Origin of the sequence: Thalassotalea marina, assembly GCF_014656435.1 — a bacterium.
Lineage (GTDB): Bacteria > Pseudomonadota > Gammaproteobacteria > Enterobacterales > Alteromonadaceae > Thalassotalea_C > Thalassotalea_C marina.
In genome coordinates this window covers 63806-81066 of record NZ_BNCK01000013.1, presented here as the reverse complement: position 1 = coordinate 81066, position 17261 = coordinate 63806, and the positions used below count along the sequence as shown (strand labels likewise).

Genomic DNA, 17261 nt, shown 5'->3' with positions numbered 1-17261 from the left:
GCTTATCAATGTTGCTTGTGGCCGTTGCCTCAAGCGAGGATGCGCATTTTACGCATCTCAGTTTTGATGTCAACACTTTTCTTAAAAAACTTTATTTTATTTTTTCAAGTTTGGTTGATTGTTTTGTCAGGTATTTACTTAACTAAACTTATCAAAACTGCTTCTTGGCTTGTCCCCGAGAAGTGGATGCGCATTTTAGGGATTTTTATCTCGCCGTCAACACCTTTTTTCAATTAATTGGAATTAACGGTTTATTTGGTTAATTTATACACAAAACTAGTCAACAAATGCTATTGCATCACTTAATTTGGCTATTCTTTGAGCTTCAACCTGCTTGTGATCATCATAATGACTCGCTACTAATACTCTATTGTGTATACCCGCTGCTTCTGCCGCTTGCATGTCAGATATTTTATCACCAACAAATATACTTTGTTTGACATCTATTTTATGCTCTTTGGCAGCTGAAAGTACCATGCCAGGATTAGGCTTTCGACATTCACATGAAGTTAGATAATTGCCTTTTGCTTTTGTCGGGTGATGCGGACAAAAATAAACATCAGTGATATGAACGCCCTGGTGAGTAAATTGTTGTTTCATCCAATGCGTAAGTTGATGAAAATCTTCTTCTGTATAGCGCCCTCTGCCAATACCTGACTGGTTTGTTATTACAATAATAATATAACCAAGACGCTGTGCTGCTTTACATAGCTCAAAAATACCCTCGACAAATTCGAAGTCTTCTTGACGATATACATAACCGTGGTCAATATTAATAATGCCGTCGCGGTCTAGAAATAATGCTTTATTCATTTTCATTACATAATTGTGTTTTTTGAAAGCTTAAATGAAAAAAGCGAGTAAAACTCGCTTTTTTATATATTATGCTTAATTACATGCATAATCCGCCATCAATTTCTACCACTCTGCCAGTGAAGAATTCATTTTCGAAAATATATTTTACTGTATGCGCAATTTCATCAGCTTCACCTAAGCGTCCTACTGGCTTCATCTTTTCTAAGCGTTCACGCATTTCAGGTTTCATTGCATCAGTCATAGCCGTACGGATAACACCAGGAGCAATCGCCCCCACTCTAATACCATAGCGACCTAGTTCTCTTGCCCAACATACGGTCATTGCGACAACGCCAGCTTTAGACGCTGCGTAATTAGTTTGTCCCATATTGCCGTTGCGTGCTATTGATGACATGTTGACGATTACGCCTTTACGTTCATTTTTAACCATGTGTGCAGCAGCTTCTCTACCACATAGGAAAACACCTGTTAAATTAACGTCGATAACAGATTGAAATTGTTCCAATGACATTTTCTTAACGATTTCACCATCCTTTGCTTTTAACAACATACCGTCACGCAAAATACCTGCGTTATTGATCAGTCCATCAAAACCGTTAAAGTCATCATTGATTTGATTAAAAGTTTGTTCTACTTCTGCTTCATTAGTGACATTGGCTAAATAATACTTAGCACTTGAACCTGCTTGTTCAATAAGGCCAACCGTTTCTTTTAATAGTTCTTCGTTTAAATCGATTAACGCAAGTTTAGCACCTTGTGACGCTAAATTTACTGCCATGGCGCGACCCAAACCTTGGCCACCACCTGTGATTACGATTACTTTATCTTGTATTTGCATAATTTCCTCGAATGCTTAATTCTTATTTATCTAGACTTGCGTCAATTTCAACCACAGTACGTGCTGTAACGCTGCCATCAATATACGCGCCAAAAGCTTGTTCAATATCTTGAAAAGCGATAGTTCTTGGTGCGATTAAATTTAATTGTGTAGGTTTTAGGTCAGTTGCAATGCGTTGCCATGCTTTAGCTCTAACAGTTAACGGCATCTCAATGGAGTTAATGCCTAATAAACTAACACCTCTAAGAATAAATGGCATAACGGTAGTGTTAAGTTTAAAGCCTTGTGCTAAACCAATAGACGCGATATTGCCCCATGGCACAACAGTTCGTGTTAAATAAGCGAGTGTTTCATCACCTAAGTTATCAACTGCCCCACCCCAAATGGCTTTCTCAAGAGGACGAGTGCCATTATCTAGCGCATGGCGGTCGACAATTTCACTAGCACCTAACTGGGTTAAATAGTCATGTTGATCTGACTTTCCAGTGAGTGCAGCGACCCGATAGCCGATGTTTGACAACATATTGATCGCAAAACTGCCTACACCACCAGTTGCACCTGTGACTAATATCGTGCCGCGCTCAGGGATTTGGCCATTATCTTCCATACGTTGTACGGCAATTGCTGCGGTAAAACCAGCGGTGCCTATTGCCATTGCATCCCTTAGTGATAAACCTTGTGGAAGTGCTACCACCGCGTCAGATTTTACTCTTGCGTATTCGGTATAACCGCCATCATAAATTTCTGAAAGTTGCGCACCACATACAAGTACTTTGTCACCAGCAGAAAATCGGCCATCTGAAGAGTCGACAACAACACCAGATAAATCAATGCCCGCGACTAGAGGGTATGTGCGTAATATCTGACCTTTACCTGTTGCAGCCAGCGCATCTTTATAGTTGATATCTGAATAAGCGACTTTAATAACTACTTCGCCTTCAGTTAAGTCGCTTAAAGAAATTTGCTCAAAGCCACTGGTAATGGTCTTATCTTCATTACGATGTACTCTAAATGCGGTGAATTTTGCTGGTATGCTTTGTAAACTCATCTTAATCCCTCTTGTTGTACTTGATTATTACCAAGCAGCACTTAGTTAATTGCAAAAACGCAGAGCTTATTGCCCTGCGCTCAAACAACTTGCCACCTTACATGTTTCTTCGATATTGTCCGCCAACTTCAAACAATGCACTAACGACTTGTCCTAGTGAACAAACTTTACAAGCATCCATCATATGCTCAAAAATGTTTTCGTGTTTGATAGCCGCCGCCTGAAGCTCTCTAAGTTTCATACGAGTTTGTTCTTCGTTCGCTTGATGTAAACTTGCTAACATATCTATTTGGTAATTTTTCTCTTCTTCTGTCGCTCGAATAACCTCTGCTGGAATAACAGTTGGAGAGCCTTTTGAACTTAAGAAAGTATTAACACCGATAATTGGGTATTCACCAGTATGTTTTAAGTTTTCGTAGTATAAGCTTTCTTCTTGAATTTTACTGCGTTGGTACATGGTTTCCATTGCACCAAGTACACCACCACGCTCTGTGATGCGGTCAAATTCAGTCAAAACTGCTTCTTCAACTAAATCAGTTAATTCTTCAATGATGAACGAGCCTTGAATAGGGTTTTCGTTTTTAGCTAAACCTAATTCACGGTTAATAATTAACTGAATTGCCATTGCACGGCGTACACTTTCTTCTGTTGGCGTTGTGATTGCTTCATCATACGCATTGGTATGAAGCGAATTACAGTTATCATAAATCGCGTACAGAGCTTGAAGTGTGGTACGTATATCGTTGAAATCAATTTCTTGCGCGTGTAGAGAGCGGCCTGACGTTTGAATATGGTATTTCAGCATTTGTGCGCGAGCGTTGGCGTTATATTTCATCTTCATCGCTTTTGACCAAATACGACGGGCAACACGGCCAATAACGGCATATTCTGGGTCGATACCATTTGAGAAGAAGAAAGATAGGTTAGGGCCAAACTCGTTGATATCCATACCACGGCTTAAGTAATATTCAACAAACGTAAAACCGTTGGCCAATGTTAACGCTAATTGTGTAATTGGGTTAGCACCAGCTTCTGCAATATGATAGCCAGAAATTGATACTGAGTAGAAGTTACGTACGCCTTTATCAATAAAGTATTCTTGAACGTCGCCCATTAAACGCAAGGCAAATTCTGTTGAGAAAATACAAGTATTTTGCGCCTGATCTTCTTTTAAAATGTCTGCTTGAACAGTACCACGTACCTGAGTCAATGTTTTTGCTTTAATGTCTGCATAAACATCTGCTGGCAATACTTGATCACCAGTAACACCTAACAACATTAAGCCTAAGCCGTCATTACCTTCTGGTAATTCACCTTGATATTGTGGACGAGCACAACCTTTAGCTTTGTAGATGGCATTAATTTTTGCTTCGACGTCTTTTTCAAGGCCTTGCTCTTTAATGTAGATTTCACATTGCTGATCAATAGCAGCATTTAAGAAAAATCCTAGCAAAATTGGCGCTGGACCGTTAATGGTCATGGATACTGATGTTGCTGGATGCGCCAAGTTAAAGCCTGAATAAAGCTTTTTCGCATCGTCTAAACAGCAAATAGAGACACCAGCATTACCAATTTTACCGTAAATATCAGGTCGTACATGAGGGTCGTTACCATACAGTGTTACTGAGTCAAACGCGGTAGATAGACGTTTTGCAGGCATGCCTTTAGATACATAGTGAAAGCGTCGGTTAGTACGCTCTGGGCCACCTTCACCCGCAAACATACGTGTAGGATCTTCCCCTTCACGTTTGAATGGGAATAAACCTGACGTATACGGGAATTCACCTGGTACGTTTTCTTGCAAATTCCATTTTAAAATATCACCCCAACCTTGGTATTTGGGCAAACATACTTTAGGAATATCAAGATGAGACAGAGATTTTGAGTGCGTTTCAATAGCAAGCTCTTTGTTACGCACTTGAAACTTAAACACTGGCGCTTTGTATTTAGCTACTTTTTCATGCCACTGATCAATGATCAGTTTATTTTTTGGATCTAAATCTAGTGCAACTTTATCAAATAATTCTTGAAGGTTAGCCGCCAGTGTTTTGCCACTTTCTTCACCACTTTCCAACGCTGCATCAATTGCCTGTTGAATACCGTATAGCTTTTGCGCAACGGTAGCTTGTTGATTAACCCATTCATCGTAACCACGGTTATTATCAGCAATTTCAGATAAATAACGAGTGCGTTTACCCGGAATAACACTGGCTTTTTCAGCCTGTGTGCCAGCTAAATCTAACAAATCAACGTTTAACGCTTCTGATTTTTTCGCCAATTCGGTGATAATTTTATTGTAAAGCTCCGTCATACCGCGATCATTAAACTGCGATGCGATAGTACCAAATACTGGCACTTCATCGTCACCGGCTTCAAACAAGCCACGGTTACGTTTGTATTGTTTCTTTACATCACGTAATGCGTCTTCTGCGCCACGCTTATCAGATTTATTCACCGCAATAATGTCGGCGAAATCTAACATGTCGATTTTTTCTAATTGTGTTGCCGCACCGTATTCAGGCGTCATCACATATAAAGATACATCTGAGTGCTCTTCTATTTCGGTATCTGATTGACCAATGCCTGAGGTTTCTAAAATGATTAAATCAAAGTCTGCCGCTTTTAAAATATCGAGCGTGTCATTAACATAAACAGAAAGCGCTAAGTTCGATTGACGAGTGGCCAGTGATCGCATGTAAACACGGTCGTTGTTTACCGCATTCATACGAATACGGTCACCTAATAATGCGCCTCCTGTTTTGCGTTTTGATGGATCAACAGAAACAATCGCAATTTTGCTTTCTTCTGTTGCCATCAAAAATCGACGGATTAATTCATCAACCAATGACGATTTACCAGCGCCACCTGTACCGGTAATACCTAATACTGGCGTTTTGCTCACTGCGGCAATTTTTCGAATTTTGTCTAAATCAGCTTTGTTTTCTTCTGGTGCATTTTCTGCAGCAGAAATCAGACGTGCAATAGCTTGTTTATCATTCTTTTTAAGGGCTGCAACATCGTCTTTTTTGATATTTACGCCGGTTTTAAAATCACAACGCATGATCATATCATCGATCATGCCTTGTAGACCTAGTGCTCTGCCATCATCTGGAGAGTAAATACGAGTAATACCATAGTCATGCAGCATTTTTATTTCGTCTGGCAAAATAACGCCACCGCCACCACCGACGATTCGAATATGTTCACAACCGCGTTCTTTAAGCAGGTCGTACATATATTTGAAGTATTCGTTATGACCACCTTGGTAAGACGTCATCGCAATAGCATTAGCATCTTCTTGAATTGCCGTATTAACAACTTCTTCCACACTGCGGTCATGGCCTAAGTGAATAACTTCGACGCCGCTTGATTGCAATATACGACGCATAATGTTGATAGCTGCATCATGACCATCGAATAACGAAGCTGCAGTAACTACACGCACCTTGTTTTTTAATTCGTATCTTTCAGTTGTCATTGTCGTTCTCTTCTTTATGACGAAATATCTACGCAATTGGCAAAAACTAATACGCCTAGTCAGTGTTTTAGTTTAGTCGCTAATTTTAATCTAAGGCATTTTACTTACCTTCAAGATCAATATTTGTGCCTAATTGCTATCTCTAATATTAGTTAGCAATGATTACATCATAGATACCACAAGGTTAAAATTGATTTTATTGCTTCAATGATGGACTATATTGTTATTAATGCGCATAAATATAGTTGCTGACACACCTCGATGAAAAAAACATCAACATTCAACGATATAAGATTACTTATTCCCATGTTTTTACTGAATAAGTTAAAAGTGCACCCATTAACACAGGGCTTATATCCCGTATCTTTAGGTAAAACCAATCAACAGGTACATATTGAAACACAAGCCCAAAGCAGCCAGATATATCAGCTTATTTACTGCCAGTATGGCGAAGGCGTTTTGCAGTATAAAAATAAACAGCGATCGGTTAAGCGCGGCGATTTAATATTGATTTCCCCTAACCTAGCGTTTCAATATCAAAGTAAATCAGATAGTAAAAATACAGTCTATTGGCTTAACTTTAGCGGTAAGCTGGCCGATGATTTTGCCGAGCGTTTATTGATGAAAATGGAAGATGGCTTTGGTGTTGTCGGGGCGCAAGAGTTAGCCTTTAAAGATTTTGAAACCCTTATTCAACTAGGGAGCCGAGGTTATACTGCCACTAACGTGATTCATGCGGTACATGTTCTTCAACAAATGCTCAGTTTTTTAGCTCTACAACTACGCCTTGAAAGTTTTAATGTGCATTCGACCTTTAGCTTAGAGATGATTGAATCGCTAATGCAGGAAAATCTACATCAAGAGCTAAACCTCGACACCTTAGCCCATTATAGTCAGCTATCTAAATTTCATTTTGCTAAAAAATTTAAAGAATTAACCGACACGTCACCCATTCAATATTTTATCAACATGAAAATTCAACATGCTTGTTTTCAACTCGATAATACTGAAGATACCATCAAACAAATTGCTGAGTCACTGGGTTATTCAGATCCCTATTATTTCTCTCGGTTGTTTAAAAAAATGGTAGGCATATCCCCAAAACAATATCGCCAGTCGTAATATTATTTGACTATTTGATGTGTTATAAACCTAATTGATTAACCTACAAACAGAGTAAAACATAACGACCATTTATTAGGGACGGCAACATGGACAATTTTTTACTTTTTACACTAACCAGCATCCTGCTTGTATTAACTCCTGGGCCCGGAAATGTTTTAGCAATAGCTCGTGGCATTTCGCAAGGTAAAAGAGCAGCAATCGTTTCATCTATTTTTTCTGGGTTAGGCGTATTAATGCACGTGCTTTTTGCCACACTAGGTTTATCTGCCATTTTAATCACTTCAGCGTATGCCTTCACCGTCGTTAAAATAGTTGGCGCTATTTATCTTGTTTATTTGGGTATTCAGGCGATTAGATCACAATCTTTTGTTTCATTTGAAAAGAAGCAAGCTGCGTCAATGAATCAAGTAGCCCTAGCTGGATTTTTAACCGCGAGCTTGAGCCCTAAAATTGGCGTATTTATGTTGGCATTTATTCCACAGTTTATTAGTCATAACACCACCAATGTTGGGCTAGAAATGGCTGTTTTAGGTACATGGTTTGCATTCCTAACTGGCTTAGGTTTTGCGTTGATGGGAGTCTTTGCTTATCAATTAAAAGGATATCTAGTTAATCGTCCCAAACTAGTAAAAGCATTAAATCACGGTGCAGGCACAGCGTTAGTCGGTTCAGGTATTTCACTGGCTATGGCCAAACAATAGGTTATCTCATAATTATTTAAAGTGTGCTCAATGACTCGCGTTGAGCAACCACATTTAACATCAATATGCATTTTTTATCGAGCAATAAAGGCAGTACCGCTTTTTGCTGCAAAATGATTTGCTGTTCAGGCTGAGTGATAGAAAGTATACCATGATAGTGAAATGTGCCCTGATGAAAAATAAGTATGGCATCATCGGCGATTTCTATCACTTCATCACCTTGTTGCACTAAGTCAGTTGCCGTTAAAGCGTTTGTTGAGATATCAAATGACAATGTGACTTCATGATTTTCATCAGCAAACCATCCAGCTGTCATGGCAATAAAATTTAACTGCGCTTCGAGTTTATTGCACACAGCCCCTAGTGTTGGAAACCGGCGACCAGCTTCTTTGTCTGCTTTAATCGTGATAGGTAAAGTATCGTGTACCATCATGTTTTTCAGTTAATTCGTTTGATAGACAGTGGATTATATAAATTTATCACTCTTTCGAATACCATCAATATTAACCATAAAAAAACCGTAAATGCATAAACATTTACGGTGGCATTGATTAGGGAAAGTCTAATTTTTGCCTAAATGTGTTCTCGTTATTTTTGTTGCTTTATTGTTTGATCAATTAAATGAAGTAAGCCAAGTTCATCGTGCCTGTCGTGAGATAACTCCCAAATCATCACACCGCCAGCTTGTTCAATGGCAAGTTGGGTTTTCGCTTTTATCGTCTGATAGCCATTAAAGGTAATATAATCGCAATCAGCGCAATTGTTATTGATAAGATCTGTCTGGCTTTTCTCCTTACCAAATTGTTCTAGAATTTCTCTAAATCTATATTCGGCTTGATATTTGCCAAATCCATAACCGTAAAATGGTAAGCCCAAGATGATTTTTTCTTTTGTTAATCCTTTACTTCGCCATAACGAGATATCTGCTTTTGCTTTACTTAAGGTCGAGTGTTCAACACCAGCAGGCCCCCAGGTTGGCCCTATGGCGTCGTAAGACATAATCGACACAAAATCAAAATATTTGAGGGAAGCTTGTGGCATCATGCCACCTTGATAAGATCCCGTCGCAGCACTTAGCAGCTTGTTATGTTTAGCAAAGTGCAGTTTCAATTGTTCGATAAAAGGAACAAAATGCCCATTTTGATCGATTTGGGTCAGTAATCTCCCTTCAATGTCGATATCTAGTCCGTCAAACTGGTAACTATCAACAAAATCTAATAAATGCTCTATTGTCGACTGACGGTTGTTTTTATTTAGCAATGTCGCCCAATCGCCTGCACAACTTGGATAAGCGGCGCCACCAATTGAAATTAAAACCTTTTTTCCAGCTTGGTGAACCTTGTTGATCACATAGTCTATTTCTGCTGAGCTTAACGTTTTGCCATGTTTTCCCACCATGCAAACAGGTTGACCATTCGCTCTAAAGTTTCCTTTTTTATCTGGGTGTAAAAAAGCCAGAGTTAAATGACTGATTTTAGTTAAATCAATCTGATCCACTTGAGTTTTTATACCTTGATAGCCGGGTAAATAACCGATCACTTTTATTTGTGCCAACACATTTAGCGGTAAGATAAAAATTGTAGCTAACGCTAAACATCGTTTAATAACTTGTTTATACATGGTTTTAGCTTCCCTACTGATTACTTAAGTTGCTGTTCATGAATTTTAAAATTTAATCCGCAACGTCGAATAAAATCATCTAGGCCAGTCATTTCATGCTGATATGCCGCCGTATTCATTTGATGCGCCTTATTTATACTTGGAAAGACACCATACCCAGCTAACATACATGCCCAGGATTTTGGCTGGTATGCCCCCCAAACATTGTGTTGAAACATATCTTGGACAAAATCTTTACTGTTATGCCACAGGTACAAAATACGGTTTAAATTATCTGATAATTGCTGTTCACCTGCTCTGTCTAGCCAGTAGTCATTATCTAAACGTTGATTCATTTTATAGTGGCAAACAATGTAATCTCGAATGCCATCAAAACGCTGATTAATATCGTCATTGAAAGCCTTTTGAAATTGACTGGTCCCCTTGCCTTGTTCAACACACTGAATAAATTGCGAAATAGTATTAAATGCTAACGCAATGGCGGTTGCCTCTAACGGTTCAATAAAGCCTTGTGACAAACCCACAGCCAGACAGTTTTTGTACCAGTGTTGCTCAACTCGACCAACTTTTATCGATAAATGCCTAGCTTCAACATCGCTATCTAGCAAATTTAAATGTTGCCTTAACTCGGTTTCCGCTTGGTCACTGTCGATATATTCCTTGCTATAAACGTATCCATTACCAAAACGCTCTTTTAGCGGGATCTGCCATGCCCAACCGCTCGTTAAAGCAGTAGACTTAGTTTCAACAGGCAATGGAGATGTAATATTGCTCGGCATTACAACCGCAGCGTTGTTCACTAAATTATCCTGATAGCTAACAAACTTTGCTTGTAATGCTCCTTGCAACAGTAAGCTTTGAAAGCCAGAACAATCAATGAAAAAATCAGCGTCCAACTGGCAGCCATCGGTTAAACAAACGGCTTTTATATTGCCATTTTCATGTTGCAACACATTTTCAACATGCCCAATGATTCTTTTAACTTTTAACCCTTGTGCATGCGTAGCTAAAAACTGACCTAAAAGCGCTGAATCAAAATGATAGCCATAGGCAACACCAAACGGGAAACATTCATCAGGCACTGGGCCTAATTTATGTTTTGCCAAGTACGACTCCAAAAAGTAATGATCAGGATGAGCATTGACCGCTAAACCTTGCATTCGCGCCTGAATATTCTTGTAAAACAGAGGCAGGGTAAATACATCATCGGTCTGCGCAGCAAAGGGATGAAAATAAGACTCAAATCCAGCAACTTTAGACCAATGTTCAAACCTGATCCCTGTTTTGTATGTCGCGTTGCATTGCGCCATCCATTGCTGATCTTGCAAACCTATTGCATCAAAAAACAACTTTAAATGTGGAGTACTACCTTCCCCAACACCAATAATGCCAACATCTTGTGATTCAACGACTTGAATTTCACTATTTTTCCACCGTGTCGCTAACAAATTAGCTGCCATCCACCCTGCAGTGCCTCCACCAACGATGACAATTTTTTTAGGCAAGCTGGTATTTTCTAACATGATTCTTCTCTCGCTAATGTGTACACAGTGCTATTGGCTCAACTTATTTGCAAAGTATTGCCTGACTTTTTCGACATAATCATCAGACAGGTTGCCGAGTAAATGCTGTTGATGCTCTGGGATATAAGACGTTGGTTCTACTCCTTGTTTAAACAAGTAATGATCAAACAAGTGACGCCACGAGTTGCGCTGCTCAAGGTTTAAATTTCGCATTGCCAAGAGTGCGATATTTAAGCTGTCGATAGCACTTGGTGCTACTGCATTGACTGCTGATGCACCATTCCACCAATAGTTAATTAATGCATTAACTTTGTCTAACGACTCAACGTGATGCCACCACAACATAGGAATGAAAATAGCATCACCCGGCGCCAATTCAGCAAAGTAAGCATGATCAAGTGCTTCTTCAAACAAAGGGTATCGTTCGAAATCTGGATTGTTTATATCCACCAGACTGGTTGGCGCGCCAGCTGGTGTAAAGTTTAGTGGTCCGGGATATAGGTTTTTAGTTTGATCTGGTGGGAAAAGAATAAATTGACGGCGACCAGCTACCACACAAGCAACATTATCAGAGCCATCATAATGTGTATTGACGATACCTTCATTGCCAATCCATAACCTAGGTTGAACATCGGTAAAAAATTCCGTTGGATTGTCTTTCATTAGCTCAGGCAAAATTGACTCGATTGGTGTGCCTTGCATCGAAATTGCGGGGTAAACGTCTCGATCGATCAATTCAAGTAAACGACCTAAAAACAAATCAACTCTTTCCTCACCCGATAAAAAATTCACACCAGTAAGATCATGATTGTAATAAAAGCGTTTGTTTTCATATGGTGGAGCCACCACCATGTTAGTTTTATTGCCGTTATAAAACTGATTGATGTATTGTACCCACTCTTCTGGTGACGATTTTCCTGTTTGAACTAGCGGCCAATGCGTTGCAAAACCTCGAATGACTATTGGTTTTTGTGCGGGTACCACTTCATTATAAAATTTATCAGCGCAAACATTTGTATATTCGTCGATTGAAAGAAATGATGTCATATCAAACCTCTGACACATTAAATGCATTTGCAGGACAATGCTGACGTATAAAATCTGCATGTAATGGCATTGCTTCGACAGTCGCTTGAATCGCCTTGACATTTTTTAACAGCATGTCAGCGAGGCTCTGTTGATGAAAGCCATCTATAAGCGGGTGATACTTTTCAGGTCGAATATGCATACCCTCTAAAATTGCACACCAACTATCCTGAGTGAAAAACTGACCATGAACTTGCTCTAATTGGCCACGCTGTTTAAACAGAGATAATTTATGTTTAAGGCTCTGAGGAACTGGCATATTTGTACACCACTGCCAAAAATCACTATCATCACGCTGTGCGGTGGCGTAATGCAAAATAATGAAGTCTCGGATTTCCAAGTAGTCCTGATCAATTTTTTGATTAAACAACTCGGTATTTTTTAGGTCAAAATCCGCATCTGGAAAGTGTTGTATAAAATGCACTAAGGTTTTGTACACCAAATGAATTGCAGTAGACTCAAGCGGCTCAAGAAAACCACTTGCCAATCCTAATGAAAGACAGTTTTTATGCCAGATTTTTTCTCGTTTACCCGTTGTAAATGGAATAATCTTTGGCTCACTTAACGTAACGCCTTCAAGGTTATATTGTAGCGTTTTAATCGCCTGTTCATCACTACAAAATCGGCTACAAAAAACATAACCATTACCCGTTCTGTGTTGCAATGGTATTGTCCAAGACCAACCTGCTGGTTGTGCTTTAGCGATAGTATAAGGTGATGGCGAATGTTCAGTTTTTGTTTGAATGGTTACCGCGCGATCGCACGGTAAAAAATCTGACCAATTGTCAAACGAAACGCCTAAAGACTTTTCAATTAACAATGCGTTAAAACCGGTGCAATCAATATAAAAATCACTCTTTATCGTTTGTTGGCATTTAGTCGTTAACTGCTTAATAAAACCTTGTTGTTCAAGTTCTACGTCACAAACAGTTGCCTCAATCCGCTCAACACCACGTTGCAAACATAGCTTTCTTAAAAACTGTGTCACTTGCGTGGCATCTAAATGTAATGCGTGAGCGCTATTTGCCAGCACCCAATTATCGGTACTTTGAGGCCTAAAAACAAAACGTTGGCTTTTAGCCATTTGAGCATTTACAGAATAATCTAATAATGCCGCCTGACTGCCTGAGCTTAAAGATTTGAGCCAAACTTGATAAAAATCAAAACCATTGACGTCTTTACCAATACGCCCAAATGGGTGGAAATACTGTTCGTTTACTTCATACCAGTCATCAAAACGAATTCCTAACTTAAAAGTTGCGGAAGTTGCTTGAATAAAGCTTTTTACGTCAATTTGACAAGCGTGCAAAAAGTCCATAATCGATGGTACTGTCGATTCACCAACACCAATCGTTGAAATATCAGGTGATTCAACGACCACAATTTTGGTTTTACAGCCTTTGAGGACAGTGGAAAGTAAAGAAGCCGCCATCCAACCAGCGGTACCACCACCTACTATACAAATTGACTTGATCCCTTGTTGCATGCCCTAACCGCTTTTGTAATTAATGAACGAGTTGAAGTAATAAATAGAGGTTGAATAAGATGTTACACAGAATAATCTGCGTAACATCTTTAACCAACTTTACGGCGAGATTAAAAAGTTGCGCGAAGTGTTAACGCATAACGACGGTCGGTCGTAAAGGTAAACGCATCGGTTAACTTACCTTGCTGGTTTTGTTGATACTGGGTTTGTGTTTCTTCACCCAATATATTGCTCACTTGTAGACCAACTTTGAAGTTTTCATTGATGGTATAAAACAAGCTTGCATCCATCATCCCTTGATCTTTCGAATATGCAGGAACAAACTCTTCAGACTCTCTTAACGTTAGTAAGTACTCTGAACGCCAGGTATAAGCTAAACGGAAAGAAATATCATTTTTCTCATACATACCAACAATGTTGAAGTTTTGATCTGAGTAACCTTGTAGCGGCAAGCCAGTAAACTGACGGAAGCTATTGCGGTTATCAACAACTGGTACACCTTGTCCATCATACTTTAACGCTTCTGTTGGAGCAGTATTTGGATCTTCTAAGCCATCTTGATCAATATAGGTATAGTTAAACTGAAGACCTAAACCACTCCACAAACCAGGTAACATATCGTAGAACTGAGAGTATGAAAATTCGATACCACGAATAGTTCCTGACCCTGTATTGGCAGGGCCATATGCCGAAACAGGATACACAGAGCCACCTACTTCAACTTCGGTAGAAAACTGCTTGTTGCGAATAATGTTTGACAGTTTTTTGTGGAATAAGCCGACAGTTACCGAGCCAGCTTCCGCAAAATACCATTCGGTAGTTAAGTCAAAGTTGACCGATTCTTCAGGCTCTAAGAAAGCATTACGCGCATTGGCACTCACTTCAATGTTGGTTAAGTCCACTGTCGGGTTTGTTACTTCATCTTTACCCTCAGCAGGATTTTGTAACACTTCTTGGTAATCTAAGCTGATGTTCATGCGGTTAGCTGAATCAACAAGGCTCGGGTAATAAAGCCCCTTCGAAGCACCAAATCGAATAATGAAATCGTCAGTAATACCAAAGTTTAAGTTTAGGCTCGGTAAGACTGTGCTGTAGTCAGTACCATCGATAGTGCTTAAATAGCTTTCACCTGATGCTAAAGCAAAAAGACTCGGATATTGATTTTTCATCACTTGATAAAGTGAGCCTGTTTCATCAGCACCGCGACGAGAGGTCGACGGTAAATTAATTCCACCACTGGACTCTACTTGGTAATTTACATACCTTAATCCAAGGTTACCTTTGACAATAATGTCATACTTTTCGATATCAAAATCAAAGTCACCTCGTAGGTAAACTTCAGTGCGCTCCGTGTTGCTACCACTAATATGACGAGGTGCAAAGTGCGAATGAACGCGGTCGCTAAGGTCTTCATACGGTACAGCACAGCCACCGCTGCCGTCCATCGCTGTTCCTTGAGCTATCCAAGTACCGCAGCCATTACGTAATGTTTGAGCATAATTTTCAGCTAAGTCCATTCGTGGAAACAAAAAGCTGTTATATGCCCCTATTAAAGTACGATTATTATAATGATCACCAAAGTTTACTCTTTGGTATAACTCAGGAACTACCTGCGGAGACGCATTATATGAAGCTTGAGCATTCCACGGCGTACCTAATGCTTGCCAACCTTCGTAGTCAGTATCTCGAACCGTAAGTTCCTTATCTGAATAATAAACGCCAGCTTTAATAGCGGTAAAAGCACCATCTAACGCATAATCAAAATCTAATTTAATACTTTGAGAATTAGCTTCGTTATGCTCTTCTTGTTGCATACCACTTGCTAAACGCAATATTGGATTAGTATCAGCTTCGACATCTGCTGGATTTGACGTGTTTTCATTTAAAAACTCAATAGTCGGAGATGATCCCCTCAAATCTAAGAAAAATGGCGCAAATTCTGAGGTCTGGTTGCCATTAATACGAGAAGTTAATGAGTTATTATGTACAATTTGCTCTGAATCAATGTGCTGATAATCAAAGTCAACCGTCAATCTGTCTGTTGCTTTGAATTTAATGTTAAGTGAGGTATCTTCAACAGTGCTTTCATTGAAGTTGTAACGCGAACGGAATTGCAATGGTAGTTCAGGTTCATTTGAACGACCAACTCCTGAAGTAACATAACCATCACTATCAACGGTTAATGGCCTACCATCAGCACTTTCGTCAAACCATTGAATAGCATTTGGCGCATATGGCAAGAAGCCACGATCACCAGAAGCGATAACATGTTCGCGCCACTCTAAAGATGCTTTTGAATTTATGTGCTCTAAAGTAGCAGTTATGCGCTCATCTTTACTTTGCCATTGAAGTGACGCAGTAAAGCCACGACGAATGCGATCGTTCTCGGCTGACGTAATGGTGTAGCTCGCTGGTGCATACCAAGTTACCCCGTCCGGTTGCCCCTCTAACGCTTGACCTTCAAATTCAGGCGTATATGCCGCAGCATCTTCGTCCGAGTACTGGACTGTATCGGCAAAATCTGGCCCACATGCACGCCAGTCAGAAGCTCCAGGAATACAAGGATTAGAATATTGACCTGCGATAACACCAGGACTTGGCGTTCCCCATTGGTCGTATGAGAAGGTATCTACAGGACCACGGCTATGAAAGTTACCTAAACCAAAGCCATCACCTCGAGTTTGTAGTTCAGAGCGAGAAGCGGCAACTAATAAGCCAAACTTACCAGAATTGGTATCCCAGCTATCTGAGAATAAAGCATTAAACGAAGGTGTAGTTTCTTCGCGGTAATCACCATAGTTGGCTTTAGCACCAAAGGCTATCAAACGCTTGTCAGAATCAAACGGTTTGCGTGTAACCAGATTAACGGTACCTGCAATTCCCCCAGAGATTAAATCTGCGGTTTGATTTTTAAATACTTCTACCGCGCCCAAAAGCTCGGCTGGAAAATCTTCATAACTTAAACCGCCATAAGGGTTCGCACTAAAAGAATCACGGCCATTTACTTCACTTCGCACTCGGTCTAATCCGCGAACCAATACACTGGTTCCTTCATCAGCGAAATGTTTTGGATCATCTGATGCGGCAAAACGCTCTATGGTAACCCCAGGTAAACGTTGCAATGCTTCAGTCACTGATACGTCAGGCAAAGCGCCTATATCTGTGGCTGTAATGGCATCTTTTACCGTGTCCGCGTAGCGCTTCAGGTCTTGGGCACTTTGCACACTTTGGCGCATCCCCAATACTTCAATGACTTCCAATTCATTCGCTTTTTTATCTTTTGCTACCGTCCTCGCAGCATTTTGCTCCTGAGCATAAGCTACAGTTGCACTTCCCATTATCGCTAAAGCGATCAAACTTTTATTAAATGACGTCGACATATGCGAACCTCTAGTTATTCTTCTAATGGTATTCCCTTATCACTTAGGCGTAATATTTTGCGCTTGCTTACCCCGAAACACAGCTTATATAAATCCAAGTGTTTAATACTCATGTCATTATCGAATGCTAGTTTACCTTATAAGAGCAAACTTAAAATTT

The 17261-nt window shown here is 39.9% G+C and carries 13 protein-coding genes; 3 read left to right on the top strand and 10 right to left on the bottom strand.

Going from position 1 to position 17261, the window contains the following annotated elements; all coding sequences use genetic code 11:
• A partial coding sequence (locus IE199_RS22015) for a hypothetical protein (protein ID WP_229854888.1) occupies positions 1-237 on the top strand: 237 nt, incomplete at its 5' end.
• Positions 238-276: 39 nt separating this feature from the next.
• On the opposite strand, the gene gmhB is transcribed toward IE199_RS22015, so the two are convergent.
• The 4 genes from gmhB to IE199_RS20595 form a co-directional block, all read right to left on the bottom strand.
• Positions 277-819, bottom strand: a complete 543-nt coding sequence (gmhB, locus tag IE199_RS20610; RefSeq protein ID WP_189774554.1) for a D-glycero-beta-D-manno-heptose 1,7-bisphosphate 7-phosphatase — start codon at positions 817-819, stop codon at positions 277-279.
• 73 nt (positions 820-892) lie between these two features.
• The gene (locus IE199_RS20605; RefSeq protein WP_189774552.1) at positions 893-1654 is read right to left on the bottom strand and encodes an SDR family oxidoreductase; all 762 of its coding nucleotides are present in this window, start codon (positions 1652-1654) and stop codon (positions 893-895) included.
• A 22-nt stretch (positions 1655-1676) separates the two neighbouring features.
• Positions 1677-2702, bottom strand: a complete 1026-nt coding sequence (locus IE199_RS20600) for an oxidoreductase (RefSeq protein ID WP_189774550.1) — start codon at positions 2700-2702, stop codon at positions 1677-1679.
• 97 nt (positions 2703-2799) lie between these two features.
• A complete protein-coding gene (locus IE199_RS20595; protein WP_189774548.1) occupies positions 2800-6180 on the bottom strand; it encodes a methylmalonyl-CoA mutase family protein in 3381 nt (1126 codons plus the stop codon).
• A gap of 261 nt (positions 6181-6441) precedes the next feature.
• On the opposite strand from IE199_RS20595, the gene IE199_RS20590 reads away from it, so the two are divergent.
• Positions 6442-7302 (top strand): AraC family transcriptional regulator, encoded by an 861-nt coding sequence (locus tag IE199_RS20590; RefSeq protein ID WP_189774546.1) that lies wholly within the window; start codon positions 6442-6444, stop codon positions 7300-7302.
• An 89-nt stretch (positions 7303-7391) separates the two neighbouring features.
• Complete coding sequence (locus tag IE199_RS20585; protein ID WP_189774544.1) at positions 7392-8006, top strand: LysE family translocator; 615 nt, start codon at positions 7392-7394, stop codon at positions 8004-8006.
• Positions 8007-8022: 16 nt separating this feature from the next.
• Here the strand turns inward: IE199_RS20585 and IE199_RS20580 are convergent, their stop codons facing one another.
• The 6 genes from IE199_RS20580 to IE199_RS20555 form a co-directional block, all read right to left on the bottom strand.
• The gene (locus tag IE199_RS20580) at positions 8023-8439 is read right to left on the bottom strand and encodes a hypothetical protein (RefSeq protein ID WP_189774542.1); all 417 of its coding nucleotides are present in this window, start codon (positions 8437-8439) and stop codon (positions 8023-8025) included.
• 155 nt (positions 8440-8594) lie between these two features.
• Positions 8595-9626, bottom strand: coding sequence for a glycosyl hydrolase family 18 protein (locus IE199_RS20575; RefSeq protein WP_189774540.1), 1032 nt, complete (start codon positions 9624-9626; stop codon positions 8595-8597).
• 20 nt (positions 9627-9646) lie between these two features.
• Complete coding sequence (locus IE199_RS20570; RefSeq protein WP_189774538.1) at positions 9647-11149, bottom strand: tryptophan halogenase family protein; 1503 nt, start codon at positions 11147-11149, stop codon at positions 9647-9649.
• Between the two features lie 30 nt (positions 11150-11179).
• Positions 11180-12196: a cupin-like domain-containing protein gene (locus IE199_RS20565; protein ID WP_189774536.1), complete on the bottom strand. Its 1017-nt coding sequence runs from the start codon at positions 12194-12196 to the stop codon at positions 11180-11182.
• A gap of 1 nt (position 12197) precedes the next feature.
• Positions 12198-13721 (bottom strand): tryptophan halogenase family protein, encoded by a 1524-nt coding sequence (locus tag IE199_RS20560; RefSeq protein WP_189774534.1) that lies wholly within the window; start codon positions 13719-13721, stop codon positions 12198-12200.
• A gap of 110 nt (positions 13722-13831) precedes the next feature.
• Positions 13832-17101 carry a TonB-dependent receptor gene (locus IE199_RS20555; protein WP_189774533.1) on the bottom strand — a complete coding sequence of 1090 codons (3270 nt, stop codon included), beginning with the start codon at positions 17099-17101 and terminating at the stop codon, positions 13832-13834.
• Positions 17102-17261: the final 160 nt, after the last annotated feature.